This window comes from Shewanella sp. NKUCC05_KAH, from assembly GCF_019345585.1.
Lineage (GTDB): Bacteria > Pseudomonadota > Gammaproteobacteria > Enterobacterales > Shewanellaceae > Shewanella > Shewanella oncorhynchi.
This window is the reverse complement of sequence record NZ_JAHKQZ010000026.1, coordinates 15,220-32,661: the sequence shown is the minus strand read 5'-3', so window position 1 is coordinate 32,661 and position 17,442 is coordinate 15,220. Positions and strand designations below refer to the sequence as shown.

Annotated in this window: 12 protein-coding genes; 7 read left to right on the top strand and 5 right to left on the bottom strand. The window is 45.4% G+C overall.

What is annotated here, in order from left to right:
* The first annotated feature begins 21 nt into the window (after positions 1 to 21).
* The 5 genes from panB to KO533_RS19770 all read left to right on the top strand — a co-directional run bounded on the left by panB (position 22) and on the right by KO533_RS19770 (position 5,098).
* Positions 22 to 819, top strand: a complete 798-nt coding sequence (panB, locus tag KO533_RS19790; RefSeq protein WP_028761774.1) for a 3-methyl-2-oxobutanoate hydroxymethyltransferase — start codon at positions 22 to 24, stop codon at positions 817 to 819.
* A gap of 24 nt (positions 820 to 843) precedes the next feature.
* Positions 844 to 1,689 carry a pantoate--beta-alanine ligase gene (gene panC, locus KO533_RS19785; RefSeq protein ID WP_173497277.1) on the top strand — a complete coding sequence of 282 codons (846 nt, stop codon included), beginning with the start codon at positions 844 to 846 and terminating at the stop codon, positions 1,687 to 1,689.
* A gap of 388 nt (positions 1,690 to 2,077) precedes the next feature.
* Complete coding sequence (locus KO533_RS19780) at positions 2,078 to 2,605, top strand: DUF4124 domain-containing protein (protein ID WP_168822497.1); 528 nt, start codon at positions 2,078 to 2,080, stop codon at positions 2,603 to 2,605.
* A gap of 553 nt (positions 2,606 to 3,158) precedes the next feature.
* Entirely contained in the window at positions 3,159 to 3,578 is a 420-nt protein-coding gene (locus KO533_RS19775; RefSeq protein WP_105251518.1) for a curlin, read from the top strand.
* 14 nt (positions 3,579 to 3,592) lie between these two features.
* Positions 3,593 to 5,098 carry a curlin gene (locus KO533_RS19770; protein ID WP_219255799.1) on the top strand — a complete coding sequence of 502 codons (1,506 nt, stop codon included), beginning with the start codon at positions 3,593 to 3,595 and terminating at the stop codon, positions 5,096 to 5,098.
* Positions 5,099 to 5,272: 174 nt separating this feature from the next.
* On the opposite strand, the gene KO533_RS19765 is transcribed toward KO533_RS19770, so the two are convergent.
* Both KO533_RS19765 and KO533_RS19760 read right to left on the bottom strand, forming a co-directional pair.
* On the bottom strand, positions 5,273 to 5,938 hold the full coding sequence (locus KO533_RS19765; protein WP_014611267.1) for a LuxR C-terminal-related transcriptional regulator: 666 nt from the start codon (positions 5,936 to 5,938) through the stop codon (positions 5,273 to 5,275).
* A 394-nt stretch (positions 5,939 to 6,332) separates the two neighbouring features.
* Positions 6,333 to 6,941 (bottom strand): DUF2238 domain-containing protein, encoded by a 609-nt coding sequence (locus tag KO533_RS19760; RefSeq protein ID WP_105251516.1) that lies wholly within the window; start codon positions 6,939 to 6,941, stop codon positions 6,333 to 6,335.
* Between the two features lie 154 nt (positions 6,942 to 7,095).
* Between KO533_RS19760 and serA the strand changes: the two genes are divergently transcribed.
* On the top strand, positions 7,096 to 8,325 hold the full coding sequence (gene serA, locus KO533_RS19755; RefSeq protein WP_219255797.1) for a phosphoglycerate dehydrogenase: 1,230 nt from the start codon (positions 7,096 to 7,098) through the stop codon (positions 8,323 to 8,325).
* A gap of 154 nt (positions 8,326 to 8,479) precedes the next feature.
* Positions 8,480 to 9,442 carry a tRNA-modifying protein YgfZ gene (gene ygfZ / locus KO533_RS19750; protein ID WP_219255795.1) on the top strand — a complete coding sequence of 321 codons (963 nt, stop codon included), beginning with the start codon at positions 8,480 to 8,482 and terminating at the stop codon, positions 9,440 to 9,442.
* An 88-nt stretch (positions 9,443 to 9,530) separates the two neighbouring features.
* Here ygfZ and KO533_RS19745 read toward each other — a convergent pair whose 3' ends face one another.
* The 3 genes from KO533_RS19745 to KO533_RS19735 form a co-directional block, all read right to left on the bottom strand.
* Positions 9,531 to 10,547: a two-component system response regulator gene (locus KO533_RS19745; protein ID WP_028759378.1), complete on the bottom strand. Its 1,017-nt coding sequence runs from the start codon at positions 10,545 to 10,547 to the stop codon at positions 9,531 to 9,533.
* A gap of 48 nt (positions 10,548 to 10,595) precedes the next feature.
* Positions 10,596 to 15,929 carry a PAS domain S-box protein gene (locus KO533_RS19740; RefSeq protein WP_219255794.1) on the bottom strand — a complete coding sequence of 1,778 codons (5,334 nt, stop codon included), beginning with the start codon at positions 15,927 to 15,929 and terminating at the stop codon, positions 10,596 to 10,598.
* 130 nt (positions 15,930 to 16,059) lie between these two features.
* Entirely contained in the window at positions 16,060 to 17,418 is a 1,359-nt protein-coding gene (locus KO533_RS19735) for a sodium:alanine symporter family protein (RefSeq protein WP_219255792.1), read from the bottom strand.
* Positions 17,419 to 17,442: the final 24 nt, after the last annotated feature.

Genomic DNA, 17,442 nt, shown 5'->3' with positions numbered 1-17,442 from the left:
TTTGGTTTGAAGATCATCCATATGTCTAAAATTACTAGCTCAACCCTGTTGAAATACAAACAGGAAGGTAGAAAATTCACGGCACTGACAGCCTATGATGCCAGTTTTGCCAGCGCGTTCGATAGCGAAGGTGTCGATGTGCTGCTGGTCGGCGATTCTTTGGGAATGGTTCTCCAAGGCCATGACGATACCCTGCCCGTCACTACAGCAGAAATCGCTTACCATACTCGCTGTGTTCGTCGCGGTATTGAACGTGCCCTGCTGATCGCCGATATGCCCTTTATGAGTTACGCCACGCCAGAACAAGCTATGGTCAACGCCACTGAGTTAATGCAAGCTGGCGCGAACATGGTCAAGGTCGAAGGCGGCCACTGGTTACTCGAAACCGTCACTAAGCTTACCGAACGCGGTATTCCTGTGTGTGCCCACTTAGGCTTGACGCCTCAGTCGGTTCATGTGTTTGGTGGTTTTAAAGTGCAAGGCCGCGATGCCGAAAATGCCCAGCGCATCCTCGACGAAGCTAAGGCTTTAGAAGCCGCGGGTGCTCAACTATTAGTCGTAGAATGTATCCCTGCGCCTCTCGCTGCGGCGATCACTCAAGCCTTAACGATTCCTGTCATTGGAATTGGCGCAGGCGCATCGACCGACGGTCAAATCTTGGTGATGCATGATGTGTTAGGTATTTCAAGTGGTTACATTCCTCGTTTCTCGAAAAACTACCTAAAACAAACCGGTGAAATTCGTTCTGCGGTACGTGCTTATATCGACGAAGTTGCCCAAGGAACTTTTCCTGGCGAAGAACACACTTTTAACAAATAACAGATTTATGCAAGGTAAGGCTCAATGATCACTAGCGCCCATATTGATGATATTCGCACTCAAGTGCGTGCATGGCGTGCCAAGGGCGAGACTGTCGCCTTTGTGCCGACCATGGGCAATCTCCATCGGGGACACATCACCTTAGTGAAAGAAGCGGCTAAACGTTGTGATCATGTGGTGGTATCGATTTTCGTCAATCCAATGCAGTTTGGCCAGAACGAAGATCTCGATGCCTACCCACGCACACTCGCCGCCGACAGTGAAGCCCTCACCGCCGCTGGCGCTGAGTTGCTGTTTACCCCAACGCCAGCCGTGATGTATCCCAAGGGCTTAGCGCAACAAACCTATGTTGAAGTGCCAGGTATTTCAGATCTGCTCTGCGGCGCTAGCCGTCCGGGGCATTTTCGTGGCGTTGCGACAATCGTCTGTAAACTATTCAACATAGTACAGCCCGATGTGGCACTCTTTGGCAATAAAGACTATCAACAGCTATTAGTCATTGAAACTATGGTTGAAGACTTGTCATTACCGATTGAGATTATCGGTGTTGATACCATACGTGAGGACTCAGGTTTAGCCATGAGTTCGCGCAATGGTTATCTCACCACCGCAGAAAAAGCCGCGGCACCAGCGTTAAAACAGGCAATAGATGCTATGGCTGCAGGGATCAAACAAGGTCAGAGTGTTGATGCTGTCACCGAGCAAGCGAAAATCAGTTTAGTGGCGGCGGGCTTTACGCCGGATTATCTGGAAATTCGTCATGCTCACACGCTTGAGAAAGCGCAGAGCCAAGACCAAACCTTAGTCATTTTGGCCGCAGCCTATATAGGTAAAGCGCGACTTATCGACAACTTAAGGTTCGATCGCTAATCTCTTAAGCGTTATCAATAAATAAAAAGGAGCAGTCGCTCCTTTTTATTTACCTAATGACCGACCAGAAGCTATTTTCTTCTTTAGAATCAATCCCAGCGCCAAAAATTTGAAGCGTCAAAAACTGGTTTTATCCCTAAATTTACGCCATAGTATGATGCAGATGTTAATTTAAGGTAAATGATTAGCGGCAGACATTGACGAGTGAATTTGACCTTCTAATGATGCATGGCTAATCCTTTAATTTATTGGACTTAACAGCCGGTTAAGCCTAATAAAAACGATTATAAAGGCATAATAATGTAAACGTCATAATCATTATTTATCATGCTTAATCAAACAATTAAATCATAATAGCTATGCAAGTGTACAAAGGATTTGTGGCCTCATGGCAAGACTGATACTCACCCTAATTTGTGTTATTTTGCCCACTGCAATACAGGCAAATACCATTTATAAATGCCGTAAAGATGACAAAATTGTCTTTAGCCAAACCGCTTGTCCGCAAGAATTTAGCCAACATAAAATCGAATACCAGTTAGGGATAACGACTGAAGTAGACTCTGATAAAAGGGACATTCCTGTCGATCCTTTACACACTCTACTGAATAGCCGAACCATTTCTAAAGAAAAATTATTGCAGTTACTCGACGGCGAGATATATCGTCTTAAGCAGGAAAATAGCTATTTTGAAATTCTGCGCGCCAGTGAATTGCAGAAATTAGAACGTAAGCGTTATTGGCAAAATAAAGAGAAAACCGATCCTGAATACATTAACGAAATGGACGATATCAATACTCGCTTCAATGCGTTAACTGTGAGTAATAACAGTGCGATGCAACAACTGGAAGACCGTAAAAGCCAAATCAGTACCGAAGCATTCCATGAAGAGTTAAAAAAACCAGAAAAGCACTGATCTCGCATAAAACAGTAGTATTAATCTTCTCTCTACCTCATTAAGGAATTTAATCATAATAATGGTTAATCTTCCGCTCACAGCAATGTCCCTTTGTTTAACCTAGGATTCATTACTGCAAGGACAAGAAGCCTGTTGTTACAAACAGGGTAAATGACATAGCTTGCTACAGTTGATTAAACTCCACAGCAGTTTCTCACAGGCACAAATGCGTGCTTTTTTATCAAGAAAATGCAAACGCGATAGTCGATGTATTTCCCTTCACTTGTTATCGCATTGTTTAAAAATCAAATGTTCACTTCACAACAAATACGACTTAACTACTAGGACAACTAGGCTAGACCCCTTAAATAAAAACACGTCAATAAACATATAAAATCTATTTAATCAATATGATATTAATACAGCCATCATTTACCTTCCGTTAATCCTTTCTAGAATAAATACCCGTTTGGCCAATTGCGACATATTAACGGGACTCGTATCTTCAGGTCTGAATTTGGGATGCAAGTTGCTTTAAGCAGCCCAAGATATTTGATGCAAGGAGTCACCCGTGCCAAATACCTCTATACGCTTTTTGGTGCCGCTGATCTTGCTCTGTAGTTGTATGACTTCAGCACAAGAGCTGAATGTCAACGAGTTACCCGTAACCCTTCAGGCATTACTGGAACGTTCCGGTCGCGATAACCTTATCGAGCTGGTTCAACAAGGCACTGCCAACCAAGGATTACTGTTCCAGTCAGGCAGCGATAACAAGGCCGATGTAACACAAGTGGGCAATGATAACGATGCGCTAATCACACAGATTGGTTCAAACAATGAAGTCCAACTACTGCAAGTCGGCAGTCAAAATACGGCTTCAGTGACACAAATTGGCAATGACAATCTCGTGCAACTGAACCAACTAGGAAGCGGCAACTTTTCGATTCAACAGATTGCGGACGGTGCTGCAATCTCAATAACTCAATATTAAACAGGGAGCGTCACATGAAATCACAAGCTAAAAAATCACTTATTGCTTTGGCCATTGCAACAGGTTTAAGCGGTCAAGCTTTTGCTGCCAGTACAGTGAGCGAAATTAGCGTAGTACAGTCAGGCCAAGCCCAAGACACTTTAGTCTCACAAACGGGTGGCCTTAACGCTGCTGCGGTTGTGCAAACAGGTACAGCTCAAACCGCAACTGTCATCCAAGACGGTGTGTGGCATGAAGCGGCTATTAATTCAACGGGTGATGATAACAAGGTCCAAATAACGCAACAAGTTGACTGGCATGTGGCAAGTGCAAATGTTGTAGGTGACAACAACAATGTAAATGTGTCGCAAGATGGTTTCTTTAACCAAAGCAGTAGCGATGTTACTGGCAACGATAACACGGTATTCGTTAACCAATTAGGCGAAGTCAACGAAAGCCAAGTTGAAATCACTGGCGCTGAAAACAGCGTGTTTGTTGAGCAAGAAGGCGACGCAAACTTTGCAGTTTTTCGCGTTGAAGGCAGCAACAACGACGGTAAAATCACACAAATCGGTGACAACAACCAAGCGGGTTTAATTGCCCTTGATTTAACCGCTAACGTGGGTAACAACAACGACGTTTCTGTTAATCAAGCGGGTAACAACAACTTTGGCGCGGCTAAGGGTATTGCAGGCGACAACAACAAAGTAGACATGATCCAAAAAGGTGATAACCATGTAGGCTTCGTTTACGCACTGGCGGGCAGCGAAAACGATATTTCAATGGATCAAAAAGGTAACGGCAACACGGCTTATCTTGCGATGACTACGGGTGATGACAACAGTGTCGATATTACCCAAAATGGCAGCGGCAACACTATCGGTGATACTTTAGTGGCCGATATCCAAGGTAATGATAACGATATTACTATAACTCAAAAAGGCGATGTCAACGGTGCGGAGTTCCAAGTATGGGGCGATAGCAACGACGTTGACTTGAAACAAAAAGGCGATGCGAACTTCGCAACCTTTGGTGCATACGGTACAGATAATGACTTCGATTTATCTTCTAAAGGCGATAACAACGAAATCATTGCCTTCGCTGATGGTCAAGATAACAGTATTGAAGTTAGCCAAGAAGGTGATGAGAACTTTGCTTATGTAGATGCCGTGGGTAGCGATAACGAAGTTGATGTTGAGCAAGATGGCGCTGAGAACGAAACATTGATTTCTGTTGCTGGCAACAACAATGCCGATGTCAGCGCACTTCAAAGTGGCGATCTTAACGTTATTGACCTGATTATTGAAGGTGATGAAAACACCGCGCAAATTACTCAATCAGGTAACGGTAACTGGGTAGGCGGCGATAACGACACTTCATTTGCATCAAATTCATTTGGCGTTAGCGGTGACAATAACAGCCTGTCAATCACTCAAACGGGTAATGACAACTTAGTGTTAGGTTCTCAAGCAGGCACTAACAACAGCATCAACGTGAACCAATCAGGCAATATGAACGTTGCCACTGTAGTGCAATACTAGTCAATACTGTTAAACCACCACAGCTAAACTCTTTGGTGGTGGTTTATAAAAAGGGTGTTAAACAAAAAGCGGGAATGTTTAAATAAACATTCCCGCTTTTCTATGTTGATATGCTAGTAATCATTAACATTAACCACTCACAGCGAAAAGCTAACGACCAATATCTTTAACTGACTAACTGCACAGCTCAAAGTGAGTTTGATAGGTTTGCGCCCAACGTAAAAGCTCAACCCGATTACGAGACTGTGTCTTGCGGAAAATAGAAGAAATATGCGCCTTCACTGTATGTTCGCTGATACATAACCTATGAGCGATTTCTTTATTTCTCGCACCACTCGATACGAATTGAATGATAGTGCGTTCACGGGATGTCAGCATCTGCAGCATAGCCACAGTATCAGAGGGCATTTCATTATTACCTTCTAACTTTTGTACGACACGGCGGAACATTTTGCTTAGCAAAGTTCTATCGTACCAAAGTTCCTCTGCCACCATTTTACGTAAACCCGTTAACATCAGATCCATACGTTGATCGGCAAATAAAATACCTCGAATGCCGAGCAACATTGCAGATTCTTGGTCTAAGGAGTCTCGCTCAACTTGATACAGCGCCACAGGAAAATGTGACACTAATCGCGAAGCTAACAGAGGTATCCCTTTGTTATCTAATGCAGAACCTTTTTGGGTGATCAGATAAAAACTACGGCGACTCTTGTCTAAATCCAGTTCTGCCGCATGCTTTACTATACGCGTTTTCAAACCTATGGATTCAGCGAGTAACGCTAAATGACATGGCGCGGCCATTTGGTGTAAAAAAACCAATTCATTAATTGTGCTCAATGACTCTCCTCCCTGAAAAGTATTCTCTATTGCAAAATGGTATGTTTGACTCGTCTTTTTAGTTAGATTTTTCAACATTCCATTAACCTAGTTAATTCTGACTAGTTAACGATTGAAAAACATCACCCAAATGTACTATTCCCTGTTTAATGCTAGTAGGTTCGACTAACTCACCACAATAAAATGGAATAACAGTCAAAAATACCGTTTTACTTGGCCAACGCCCAGCACCTAATACTTTCCAACTATGACGTTATCAATCCAAAGTTGCAACACAAAGAAAACACAATAACAACACTAAAGTATGACAACTCAATGTCATCACACTCACACCATACATTTCAGGGAAGAAAGTCTTACAACTCGAACAGAGAGCATCACCCACTTTTAGCCGCTAAATCCTCTGCTTGAGTCTCGCGATTTGTTTATCTTGAAAACGAGACAGTAAAGCTAACGCGACAATTGCACCAATGAGGGCAAGAAACATGTCAGATTGGGTATCCCATACATAGCCTTGAGTCCCTAAAAAGGCTTCCGCCCCTTCGCCGGTTGCCACGGCAACCCACCATTCGATCAGTTCATAAAACGCCGAAAAAGCGAGCACAAAACAAGTGGCAAGAAACGCGCACCAAGCCCCAGGTTTGACAGCTTGATTACGCAACATAATTTCACGGGCGAGCATGGCTGGGATAAAACCTTGCGCAAAATGACCTACTTTATCGTAATTATTACGTTCTGAACCCATCCAATCGGCAATCGTGTCGAATAACGGCACTTCAGCGTAAGTATAATGAGCGCCTACAAACAACACACAGCAGTGTATTAAGACGAGAAAATACACTAAAGGTGTCAGTGGAAAACGTTTGCGAGTAAAGAATAAAATCGGTACAGCAATCAATGCAGGCAAGGCTTCGAGCCACCACGTGAAAGGATCTGCGGGTTTTATCGCCGACCACACCAAAACTGAGAGGTAAATACCGCACCATGCGATTTTGTTATTCAATGTTTCTTCCTCTTATGCGATATTGTTCTAAATTTAGAATATTAACTTTAGCCATCTAGCCCTCCACACTGAGCAAAAAAAGTGCTACTTTGGTGGGTGAAGGTTGTGAGCATATCATAAGAAACATTTCTATTAATTAGAGGGTACCCATATCATGGCGAAACATTCGCTGGACAAGGATAAGATCAAGATCCTGCTGTTGGAAGGCGTCCACCAATCTGCGGTCGATGTATTTGAACGTGCGGGATACACCAATATCGAATACCACAAAGCTTCCTTAAGCGATGAAGCCTTACTTGAGTCCATTAAAGATGCGCATTTTGTGGGACTTCGTTCGCGTACCCAATTAACTGCAGAGGTGCTGAAACGTGCCGAGAAGTTAATCGCGATAGGATGTTTCTGTATTGGAACCAACCAAGTTGACCTTGCCACCGCCGAATCCCTTGGTATCCCAGTATTTAACGCTCCCTTCTCAAACACTCGCAGTGTTGCCGAACTCGTGATTGGCGAGATCATTATGTTGATGCGGGGTATCCCTGAGCGAAACGCTATCGCTCACCGTGGCGGCTGGATGAAAACCGCAGCGGGCAGCTATGAAGTGCGTGGTAAAACCTTAGGTGTGATTGGTTACGGCCATATTGGTACTCAGCTTGGCATTCTGGCGGAAACCTTAGGTATGCGCGTCGTGTTCTTCGATATCGAAGACAAACTGCCACTAGGTAACGCACAACAAGTCCATTCGTTAGAACTCCTATTAGCACAAGCTGATGTGGTTAGCTTACATGTCCCTGAAACTCCACAAACAAAAGACATGGTAGGCGCTGCCGAGTTTGCAGCAATGAAAAAGGGCAGCATCTTTATCAACGCATCACGCGGTACTGTAGTCGATATTGAAGCTTTAACCGTTGCGTTAAAAGAACGTCACCTCGCAGGTGCCGCAATCGATGTATTCCCCGTTGAACCACAATCGAATGACGATGAATTTATCAGTCCTCTACGCGGTTTAGACAATGTTCTCCTCACGCCGCATGTCGGTGGTAGCACGGCCGAAGCCCAAGAAAACATTGGTATCGAAGTCGCGGGTAAGCTCGCTAAATACTCAGACAACGGCTCAACCGTTTCTGCGGTTAACTTCCCTGAAGTGTCATTACCAACCCATAAAGGCACCTCGCGCTTGCTGCATATTCACCAAAACCGTCCGGGCGTGTTGATCAAGATCAACCAAGCCTTCTCGGAAAAAGGCATCAACATCGCCGCCCAATATTTGCAGACCACCGCAGAAATTGGTTATGTCGTGATGGAAGTCGACACAACTCAAGCGGAAGAAGCCTTAGTTGAACTCAAAGCCATTGAAGGTACATTACGTACCCGCGTGCTGTTTTAAACTTTAAACTCCACTCGCTTTAAGCCTATCGACTAAAGCACACATAATAAGGCGCACAGATCATTCACAGATATGTGCGCCTTATGCTTTTGAGCCAACTGGAATTCCGTTACAATCTAGCCTCTCACATCGTCTTCATTTTCAGGATCTCGCTATGACTATTTCAGTTTCTACGCCCCATTGGGATCTGGACGCTACCTTGCCTCCACTTATGCTTGCCAACTTATCTCATTTGGGCCTCATCAAAGTCGTTGGAGAACAAGGCCGCAGTTTTATCCATGGCCAAGTGACCACAGACATCAGCTCATTGGCCACGGATCAATGGCGCTGGGGCGCCCATTGCGATCCTAAAGGTAAAATGCTGGCCAGTTTCAGAACCTTTGCCATTCAAGATGCACTCTTTATGTTGATGCCAAAGGATGCCATCGAAGTCGATTTACCCCAGTTACAAAAATATGCCGTGTTTAGTAAAGCCACCTTAAGCAATGCATCCGCTGAATGGACTCTGCTCGGGGTTGCCGGTGAACAGGCAAGCCAATTCGTGAACAAACATTTTGGTGACATTCAGCAAGAGCTCACACTCATTGAAAATGGTGCGATTTTAAAAGACACTGAACGTTTTATTTTAGTATTAACACCAGATGCCGCAGCAGCTTTAGTTGCGCAATCGGAACTGAGTGTATTTGACGCCAGTGCATGGCAAGCGTTAGAGATTGCAGCAGGTTACCCCAACCTTGCCGCCAGCCATGCCAGTCAGTACGTACCGCAGATGTGTAATCTACAAGCGGTTAACGGTATCAGCTTCAATAAGGGCTGTTACATGGGACAAGAAACCATAGCGCGCATGAAATATCGCGGTGGTAATAAACGCGCCCTGTATATTTTGCGCGGTCACACTAGTCTTCAAATCACCCTAGCATCAGGCCTCGAAATCGCGATGGAAGACAGTTTTCGCCGTGGCGGTCAAATCATTGAGTTTGTGCAGCGTGGCAATCAAGTCTTGTTAACCGCCGTACTTCCTAATGACACGGCTAATGATACTCAGCTACGTTTTGCCGACGATGAACAATCACATTTAACGCTCCAAGCCCTGCCCTACTCATTAGATGAAGCGTAATGCTTTGATTTAATATGATTAGTATAAAATATTGAAGCAGAATAAAGGCGCCAATGGCGCCTTTACCTTAGTCAATGCACTTCGAGCATCAATTTTCTAAATAAGTATCTCTAATGGCAATTGCTTCTGGCAGGATTTGCTTGAACTCCTCCACCAGCTTAGGATCGAAATGTTTTCCCGCTTGATTTTCAAATAGCTCCATAGTTGCTTCAATCGTCCAAGCCTGCTTGTAAGGCCGTTGCGAAGTCAGCGCATCGAACACATCCGCAATCGCGGTGATACGCCCTTCAAGGGGAATTTCTTCGCCAACCAAGCCATTGGGGTAACCTGAACCATCCCACTTCTCATGGTGAGTTAAGGCGATACGACGGGCCATTTGCAATAACGGATCGCTATGTTCACCAATAATCTCTGCACCTATGGCAGCGTGCTGCTGCATAATTTCCCATTCCTGCGCATCAAGTTTCCCTGGCTTTTTCAGCACTGCATCGGGCGTACCGATTTTACCAATATCGTGCATAGGCGCCGCATTAAAAATCAAGTCACAAAAGGTCGTCGGTAAGCCGAGCTTTATCGCTAATATGCGGGCGTAATGGCTCATACGCACAACATGTAGACCCGTCTCGTTGTCCTTGTATTCAGCAGCACGGCCAAGACGACGGATAATCTCGAAACGGGTTTCTTCTAATTCGTGGGTACGAACTTTAACTTGTTGTTCGAGTAGACGTTTTTGATCATAGAGCGCAAGATGCGTTTTAACCCGCGCTTTAACGACAGGCGCACTTACGGGCTTAGTAATGTAATCCACCGCGCCCAATGCAAAACCTTGGGCTTCATCAGCAATTTCAGATAAGGCGGTCACGAAGATCACCGGAATATGGCTGGTCAGCGGCTCTTGCTTTAGCAGCTTGCAGACCTCATAGCCATTCATACCTGGCATCATGACATCGAGCAGAATCAAGTCGGGCCGCGATTTTGTCACTAACGCTAATGCCCTTGGCCCATCGATCGCCACTTTGACTTTGTAATCATCACCTAGAATACCGATCAAAATATCAATATTCTCAGGTGTGTCATCGACGACTAATATTGTTGCTTTTTCCATTAACAACTCCACTCAGTGTCACGCATTATAAATTCGCGCTACCGCTTTCTATCCTAACTGTGTAATCACATCGTCAATTAAGTCGATTGCCTCATCAAACTGATACTGATTAATCATAGATAAAGCGGGGCTTAATGTTTGCCACATTGCACTACTCACCTTCGGCTTTAACGCATCAATTTTTGCCACTGCGCTGGCATCGGCATCATCTAAGTTCTGCCGCAAGGCCTGTAATGCCGCCCTTAAATCTTCAGCAGATAATAAATCAACGGCTTGAAGTTCGGCTTGATTCACCGCTGCTGGTTTGGCGTGTTCAATCGCATCGCAGATAGAGGCCACTAGCGGTTGAATTTGAACCAATTCATCTTCATAGGGCACTTTCTCTGTTAAATGCAACTCAAGCAAACGCGCTAATTCCACCAACTTTGCCGAACTTAAATTACCCGCTAAGCCTTTAAGGGTGTGGGCGATACGCACCGCATCTTCGACTTGATTCGCCGCAATCGCTTTGCGAACCTGCTCCACCACATTACGTTGACTGCTCACAAAACGATCAAAGATTCGTTGATAAAGACGCGTCGAATGCTGCACCAGTTGCAAACCTCTATCGATATCCAGCTCAGGGTGTTCTGGCCATTTGAGCAATACCGTTTGATCAGCGCCATTGCTGACTTCACCCTGTGTACTGGACGAAGTTAACCGAGTTGAGGCTTCCGCCCTTATCGCAGCAGAAATTCCAGAAGAAGATCCGAGGTATTTCAATAGGGTTTGATAGAGCACATTCACTTCTATGGGCTTGGCAATATGGTCATTCATCCCAGCACGAAGACACATATCTCTATCACCAGCCATCGCATTCGCAGTCATAGCGACGACAGGTAAATTTGCCAACTCAGGCCTTTTCCTTATCGCTTTAGTGGCTTGATAACCATCCATCACCGGCATTTGGCAGTCCATTAACACTAGATCGAAATGCTGTTGGGATAGCTTATCTAAGGCAATTTGTCCATTGGTCGCTATGGATAAAATAATCCCCACTTGCTCTAAAAACTCGCTGGCGACTTCGAGATTCATCTCGTTATCTTCCACTAATAAGATACGCTTCCCTTGAAGTGGTAATAATAACTGCGGCGCCAGGTCTTCGGTACGGCGTCTGACTGGCAATATGCCTTCACGGCCAATCGCATTCATTATGCCATCGAGCATGCGTGAGGCGCTGATGGGTTTACTGATGTACCCCGCCAGTGCTAATTGCTCAATTTGAGTGATAAATTCATGATTCGCATGGGCGGATACCATCAAGATCTTAGGCTGAGACTTAGCCTGTAGTTGGATCTGACGGGCGGTTTCTAACCCGTCCATACTGGGCATTTTCCAATCGATTAATGCCACTTCATAGGTCTGCAGTAAACAGCGGCTTATTGCTTCTTCACCTGAACGAACCGTATCGACTCTAAAGCCCATACTTTCGAGCGTTGTACGCATTATGTCCCTAGCGGTCGCGTTATCATCTACCACCAGCACAGACATGCCCTCAAGCTCTTGCTCAAGCACTAATTTTTGGCCCTCGGAAATTTGTAACTTCACAGTGAAATAGAAGGTGCTGCCATGACCAAATTGACTTTCGACACCAATATTGCCCCCCATGAGTTCAACGAGTTGCTTGCAAATAGCCAAGCCTAAGCCTGTACCACCGTATTTACGGGTGGTTGAAGTATCCGCTTGGGTAAAGGATTTAAATAATTTTGCTTGCTGCTGCTCAGTTAAGCCTATGCCGCTATCACGCACACTAAAACGCAGCACGACATCATCATCTTGCTGTTCAACAAGATTTAACGACAGTAATACTTCACCCCGCTCGGTGAATTTAATGGCGTTATTCATCAAGTTAATCAACACTTGACCTAAGCGTAGCGAATCACCATATAAATAACGCGGCACGTTAGGGGCGACTGCAAATAACAATTCAATCTGCTTATGTGCGGCTTTCTCAGAGAACATATCGCTGAGATCTTCCAGCATAGTATCGAGCTGAAATGGCACAGATTCGATGTCGAGCTTACCCGCTTCAATCTTAGAGAAATCCAGAATGTCATTGATAATAGACAGTAAAGACTGCGATGCCCTCTCAATCTTCTCCACATAGTTTTTCTGTTTTTTATCTAATTCGGTCTGTAAGCACAGCTGGGACATGCCAATAATGGCATTCATTGGGGTGCGTATTTCGTGGGACATATTCGCCAAGAAGTCACCCTTTGCTTTACTGGCGGCATCGGCTTGCTCTTTGGCAAGTAACAGTTCATCGGAGAGCAATTTAAGCTCTGTCATATCGACCATGCTGATCACAGCCGATTCAAATTGTCCTTGGGCATCTAACAATGCCGACACATTGACCGTCATCCATAAAGGCGCACCGGAAGGACGAATAAAACTCCTCTCGCCACGATAATGGTCAATTTTGCCACCGACCAATTCCTTAAATTGCGCCTTGGCAATATGCTTATCTTGCGCGCTAAGGACCTCAAAAATTGCGGTATTGCGTAAACTCTCCCGTGACCGCGCCATATCGGCACAGAATTGGTCATTACAATCTAAGATAACGCCTTTAACATCCACATTGACGATACCAATGGTCGCACCATCGAACAGTGCCTTAAAGTGCGCTTCACTGAGGGCTAACTCTTGTTCTATGCTCTTGCGTTGGGTAATGTCCATTACATACCCATTCCAAGTAATGGCGCCATCCTCTTCTACATGGCCGCTCGCACCCGCCTCCATCCAACGTATGCTGCCATTGGGATGGCGATAACGAAACTCGCGTATCCATTGCAGTCTGTCTTCACTCTGACCCGACAATGCCCGCACGACATCGGGCCTTTCTTCATCAAAAATCCGCTCAGCTATGATGTCAAAATTACTCATTAGATCATCGCGATGCAGCCCCAGCATTTTCATTGCCGCACCAGAGAGAAAGGTAAATCTGCGATCAGTAGGCGAGTGCCACAACAATTGGTACACGGTACAAGGAATAGACTCTGTAATATTGGTCAATTGCAGGCGCGAAGCCTCCAACTGCCCTATAGCAAGTTTACTCTCTGTGATGTCATCAATACTGCCGTCGAACCAAAGTGGAACGCCCTCTTCGGTATAACTTGCCTTACCTTTCTCATGTACCCAGCGAATACTGCCATCGCGATGGCGAATACGATATTCCACTTCAAAGGTTTCTTGCTGCGCGAGCGCTCTATCAATATGCAAATGACATGTAGGCCTGTCCTCCTCTAAAATCAGCGAAGCAAAGGTACGTTGGCGATTTTCAATAAACTGACTCGCTGCATAACCCGTAATCTCAGCAATATTGTCACTGATATATTCCATGAACCATACATCCCCGATGCGAGTCCGATAAACGGCGCCGGGAATATTAGTCACTAAGCCACGAAAACGCTGTTCGCTATCACGGATCTTCTGCTCAACGGCCAGTTTTTGTGTCATATCGCGTATTGAAGCCGCCACTTGCCTTCGTCCATCAAAGGCAGGGGGAAGAATACTCAGCGCTATTTCCGCAATAAATTCATTACCATCGGCTTTTAACGCCCGTACATGACGGGCATTTGCCATGCCTCTATCGCGGCCTTCGCGCAGGAATGTTTGCCGCTCAAGTACATGCCCGTTTCCTAACTCTTGCGGCAATAACGCCTCAACCTGCAAACCCAGCATAGCGCCCGTTTCGTATCCAAAGAGCTGCTGACAGCGACTGTTAGTAAAGACGATTTTCCCAAGTTCGTCGACAATGAGCATGGCCTCTGGAGCGGCTTCTAGTACGGCATTTGACCAGACTGCCGCTGAAAACTGCTCAGTAACATCGGTAAATAACATCTCCACAGACATTAACTCACCCGTATCTGATAATAACGGCTGCATAAACACATCGAGTCTTCTTAAATGCCCTTTTTCATCCAGCATTTCCACTTGGTGCGAAGGCACATTTTGGCCCTTTAAGGCTAAATCGGTATATTCCCAGTTCTTCTCATTGAGGGGATTAGCCGAGAAGAGCCTTTGATATTTGCGCTTGAGCAAATCAGGGGTAATCCCCAACACCTTAGTTACCCCCTCACTAACCTGGGCGAGTTGACCATTGGGTTCGAGGGAACAGTAGAAAGATTTATCGCTCATACCATCAATTAGGCGCGCAAAGCGGTTGCCACGGGAATCAAGAATGGCTTGTTCACGTTCTGCGAGTAATTCCGCCATTTGATTGAAGGTAGTACTCAGCGTCACTATTTCACTCACGGCACCTTTAGGTACAATGAGCTGCTGAGCTTTACCCTGTCCAAAGGACAAGATACCCGACTCGAGTAGCTCTAACGGCCGAGTTAATCGTTTCGCCGCCAGATAACAAGTCAGCAATAATAAGAGGGTTAATAAACTTAAATTGAGGATAATAGATGCTAGATCATCAAGTAGGGAGTTGAATAAATCTTGTTCTGGCGCGAATACAATCACACGCCACTTTAATTGAGGGACAGTCGCAATACTCGCAAGATAAACAACATCTTGGTTATCAACAAACCTTGCTTGACCATCAAGCCTTTTATCCTGTAGCGTCCAAAAATCGGCATTTTTATCTTTATTCTTATCGAGCCACAGGGCTGAAGTCGTTGCCAGCACTTTTTCTTTATCTATATGATAAATAAGCCGCCCTTGGTCGTCTAAAACCACCAGACGATTTGGTGCAATCCCCAATTGTTTTGGCAATCCATCTAAGGCTAAATCAACCGTCGCAACCCCAAAATAATTATCTACCGCACCAAAAGGAGCCGAATAGGTCAACATCAGAATATTCCCCGCCCCCTCATCAAAGTATGCCTTTGACCAATAACCGTTCGCTTGATTGATAGCCTTGCTCCACCAATCCCAAGTACCATCGGTATAGTCGTAGCCTTCGGCGCCAATATCGAGGTAGTGTAAATCGTTACCACCACTTGTATCGCGGTAAACATAGGGGGAAAAGAGCTTTCGATTGGGGAAGGTATTAGGTTTAAACGCGACTGCGGAGCCAAAAAAATCAGGATGACGTTTGACTCGATTCATCAAGACACTTTTAACACTCTCAGTGTCATTCATGTCTTCTTTACTTGACAAAAAACCAATAAAATCAGCAAGGCCTTGGGTGTTGGCCTGCGCATGTTCGAGCAGAAACTGCAGACGAGAAGCCGAATGACTCGCCTCTTGTGTCAGGCTATGGTAAAGCCGATTCTCTGTGGAGATATAACTAAACCAAGCGTTTACACCATAGACACTCGCCATAATTAAAATGAGAGGCAAGGCTATGTGGGATAATATCCTGCTGCGAAAAGTACGAAGTTTACTTTTTTCCATGGCGTCGCCCTAAAGCCCTCGATTTTATAAGCACTGCATTTAAAAATAGCACTTATAAAGTAAACGAAGAATTTAGTGGCGACAATGTCAAAGTTAAAATAATGTGAAGTAATTTATTGTTTTAAAAACACTAATAAGCCGTCTCTAAGGTTTGATTAGGTAAGATACGAGCAAAATAGCTTTGGGTTTCGGCGATAATGATATGCCTCAAGCCCACAATGGCAATCAAGTTAGGGATAGCCATCAAACCATTAACCGTATCGGCCAACAACCAAATCACATCCAGTTTGATAAAAGCACCACCCGCAATCAGCACCAAAAACAACACTTGATACATGCGTAACCCGCGCTCACCGACTAAGTAATACCAACAGCGTTCACCATAATAATGCCAGCCCAAAATCGTTGTAAACGCAAAACACACGAGCGCAATCGTCACCAAATACTGACCCACAAGCGCTGAGCCTCCCAGAGCAAAAGCTGCACTCGTCATCGCAGCACCTGCCGTCTCACCACTCCATACCCCAGTGATGATCAGCACTAACCCCGTCATAGTGCAAATGATAATAGTATCGAAGAAAGTACCCGTCATACTGACGAGACCTTGCTCAACGGGTTCATTGGTCTTAGCGGCAGCGGCGGCAATGGGTGCACTACCTAATCCAGATTCGTTCGAGAACACACCGCGGGCAATACCGATTTGAATCGCCTGCGCGACTGTCGCCCCTAAAAAGCCCCCCGCAGCTGAGAGTGGCGTAAAGGCAGATTCAATCACTAAAGCTAAGGCGGGTAAAATCTGCTCGGAGAAACCGACTAAGATCCACACGCAGGCCAGCACATAACCAATCGACATCGCAGGCACAAGTTTTTGCGCCACATTTGAAATGCGCTTTACGCCACCCAAAGTGACTGCGGCAACTAACACAGTCAACACGGTCGCGGTCAACCAAGTCGGCACTTCAAAGGCAATCGTCAGTGCATCGCTGATGGCGTTAACCTGTGCAAAAGTACCGATACCGAAAAAGGCCACACCAACCCCAAAAAGAGCGAACAATTTCGCCATCCAAGGCAGACCAAGGCCGCGCTCGATATAATACATAGGGCCACCCGCAATCTGCCCACGAGCATCGGTGGTACGGTACTTTACCGCCAACATACATTCAGCATATTTAGTCGCCATGCCGAAAAATGCCGCCAGCCACATCCAAAATAACGCCCCAGGGCCACCCATTTTTATTGCCGTCGCCACGCCAACAATATTACCGGTACCGATAGTGGCGGACAGCGCAGTACAAAGCGCGGCAAAGGAAGATAAATCCCCATGACCTTTGGCGGGTTTAAACAACAATCCCATCGCCATCGGCAGACGAAATACTTGGATAAGCTTGAGACGCACAGTGAGGTAAACCCCTGTACCCACCAGCAAACAAAGAGTAATTGGGCCCCAGACGATGCCATTAATACTGGCAAGTAAAGCTTGAAAACTCATGATATTCCTCGAATATTAAACAAC

Excerpts from the sequence above, each read along its gene's own strand:
- panC (WP_173497277.1), top strand. The coding sequence starts at position 844 with ATGATCACTAGCGCCCATATTGATGATATTCGCACTCAAGTGCGTGCA.
- KO533_RS19745 (WP_028759378.1), bottom strand. The coding sequence starts at position 10,547 with ATGGAAAAAGCAACAATATTAGTCGTCGATGACACACCTGAGAATATT.
- ygfZ (WP_219255795.1), top strand. The coding sequence starts at position 8,480 with ATGACTATTTCAGTTTCTACGCCCCATTGGGATCTGGACGCTACCTTG.
- panB (WP_028761774.1), top strand. The coding sequence starts at position 22 with ATGTCTAAAATTACTAGCTCAACCCTGTTGAAATACAAACAGGAAGGT.
- KO533_RS19740 (WP_219255794.1), bottom strand. The coding sequence starts at position 15,929 with ATGGAAAAAAGTAAACTTCGTACTTTTCGCAGCAGGATATTATCCCAC.
- serA (WP_219255797.1), top strand. The coding sequence starts at position 7,096 with ATGGCGAAACATTCGCTGGACAAGGATAAGATCAAGATCCTGCTGTTG.
- KO533_RS19770 (WP_219255799.1), top strand. The coding sequence starts at position 3,593 with ATGAAATCACAAGCTAAAAAATCACTTATTGCTTTGGCCATTGCAACA.
- KO533_RS19780 (WP_168822497.1), top strand. The coding sequence starts at position 2,078 with ATGGCAAGACTGATACTCACCCTAATTTGTGTTATTTTGCCCACTGCA.
- KO533_RS19735 (WP_219255792.1), bottom strand. The coding sequence starts at position 17,418 with ATGAGTTTTCAAGCTTTACTTGCCAGTATTAATGGCATCGTCTGGGGC.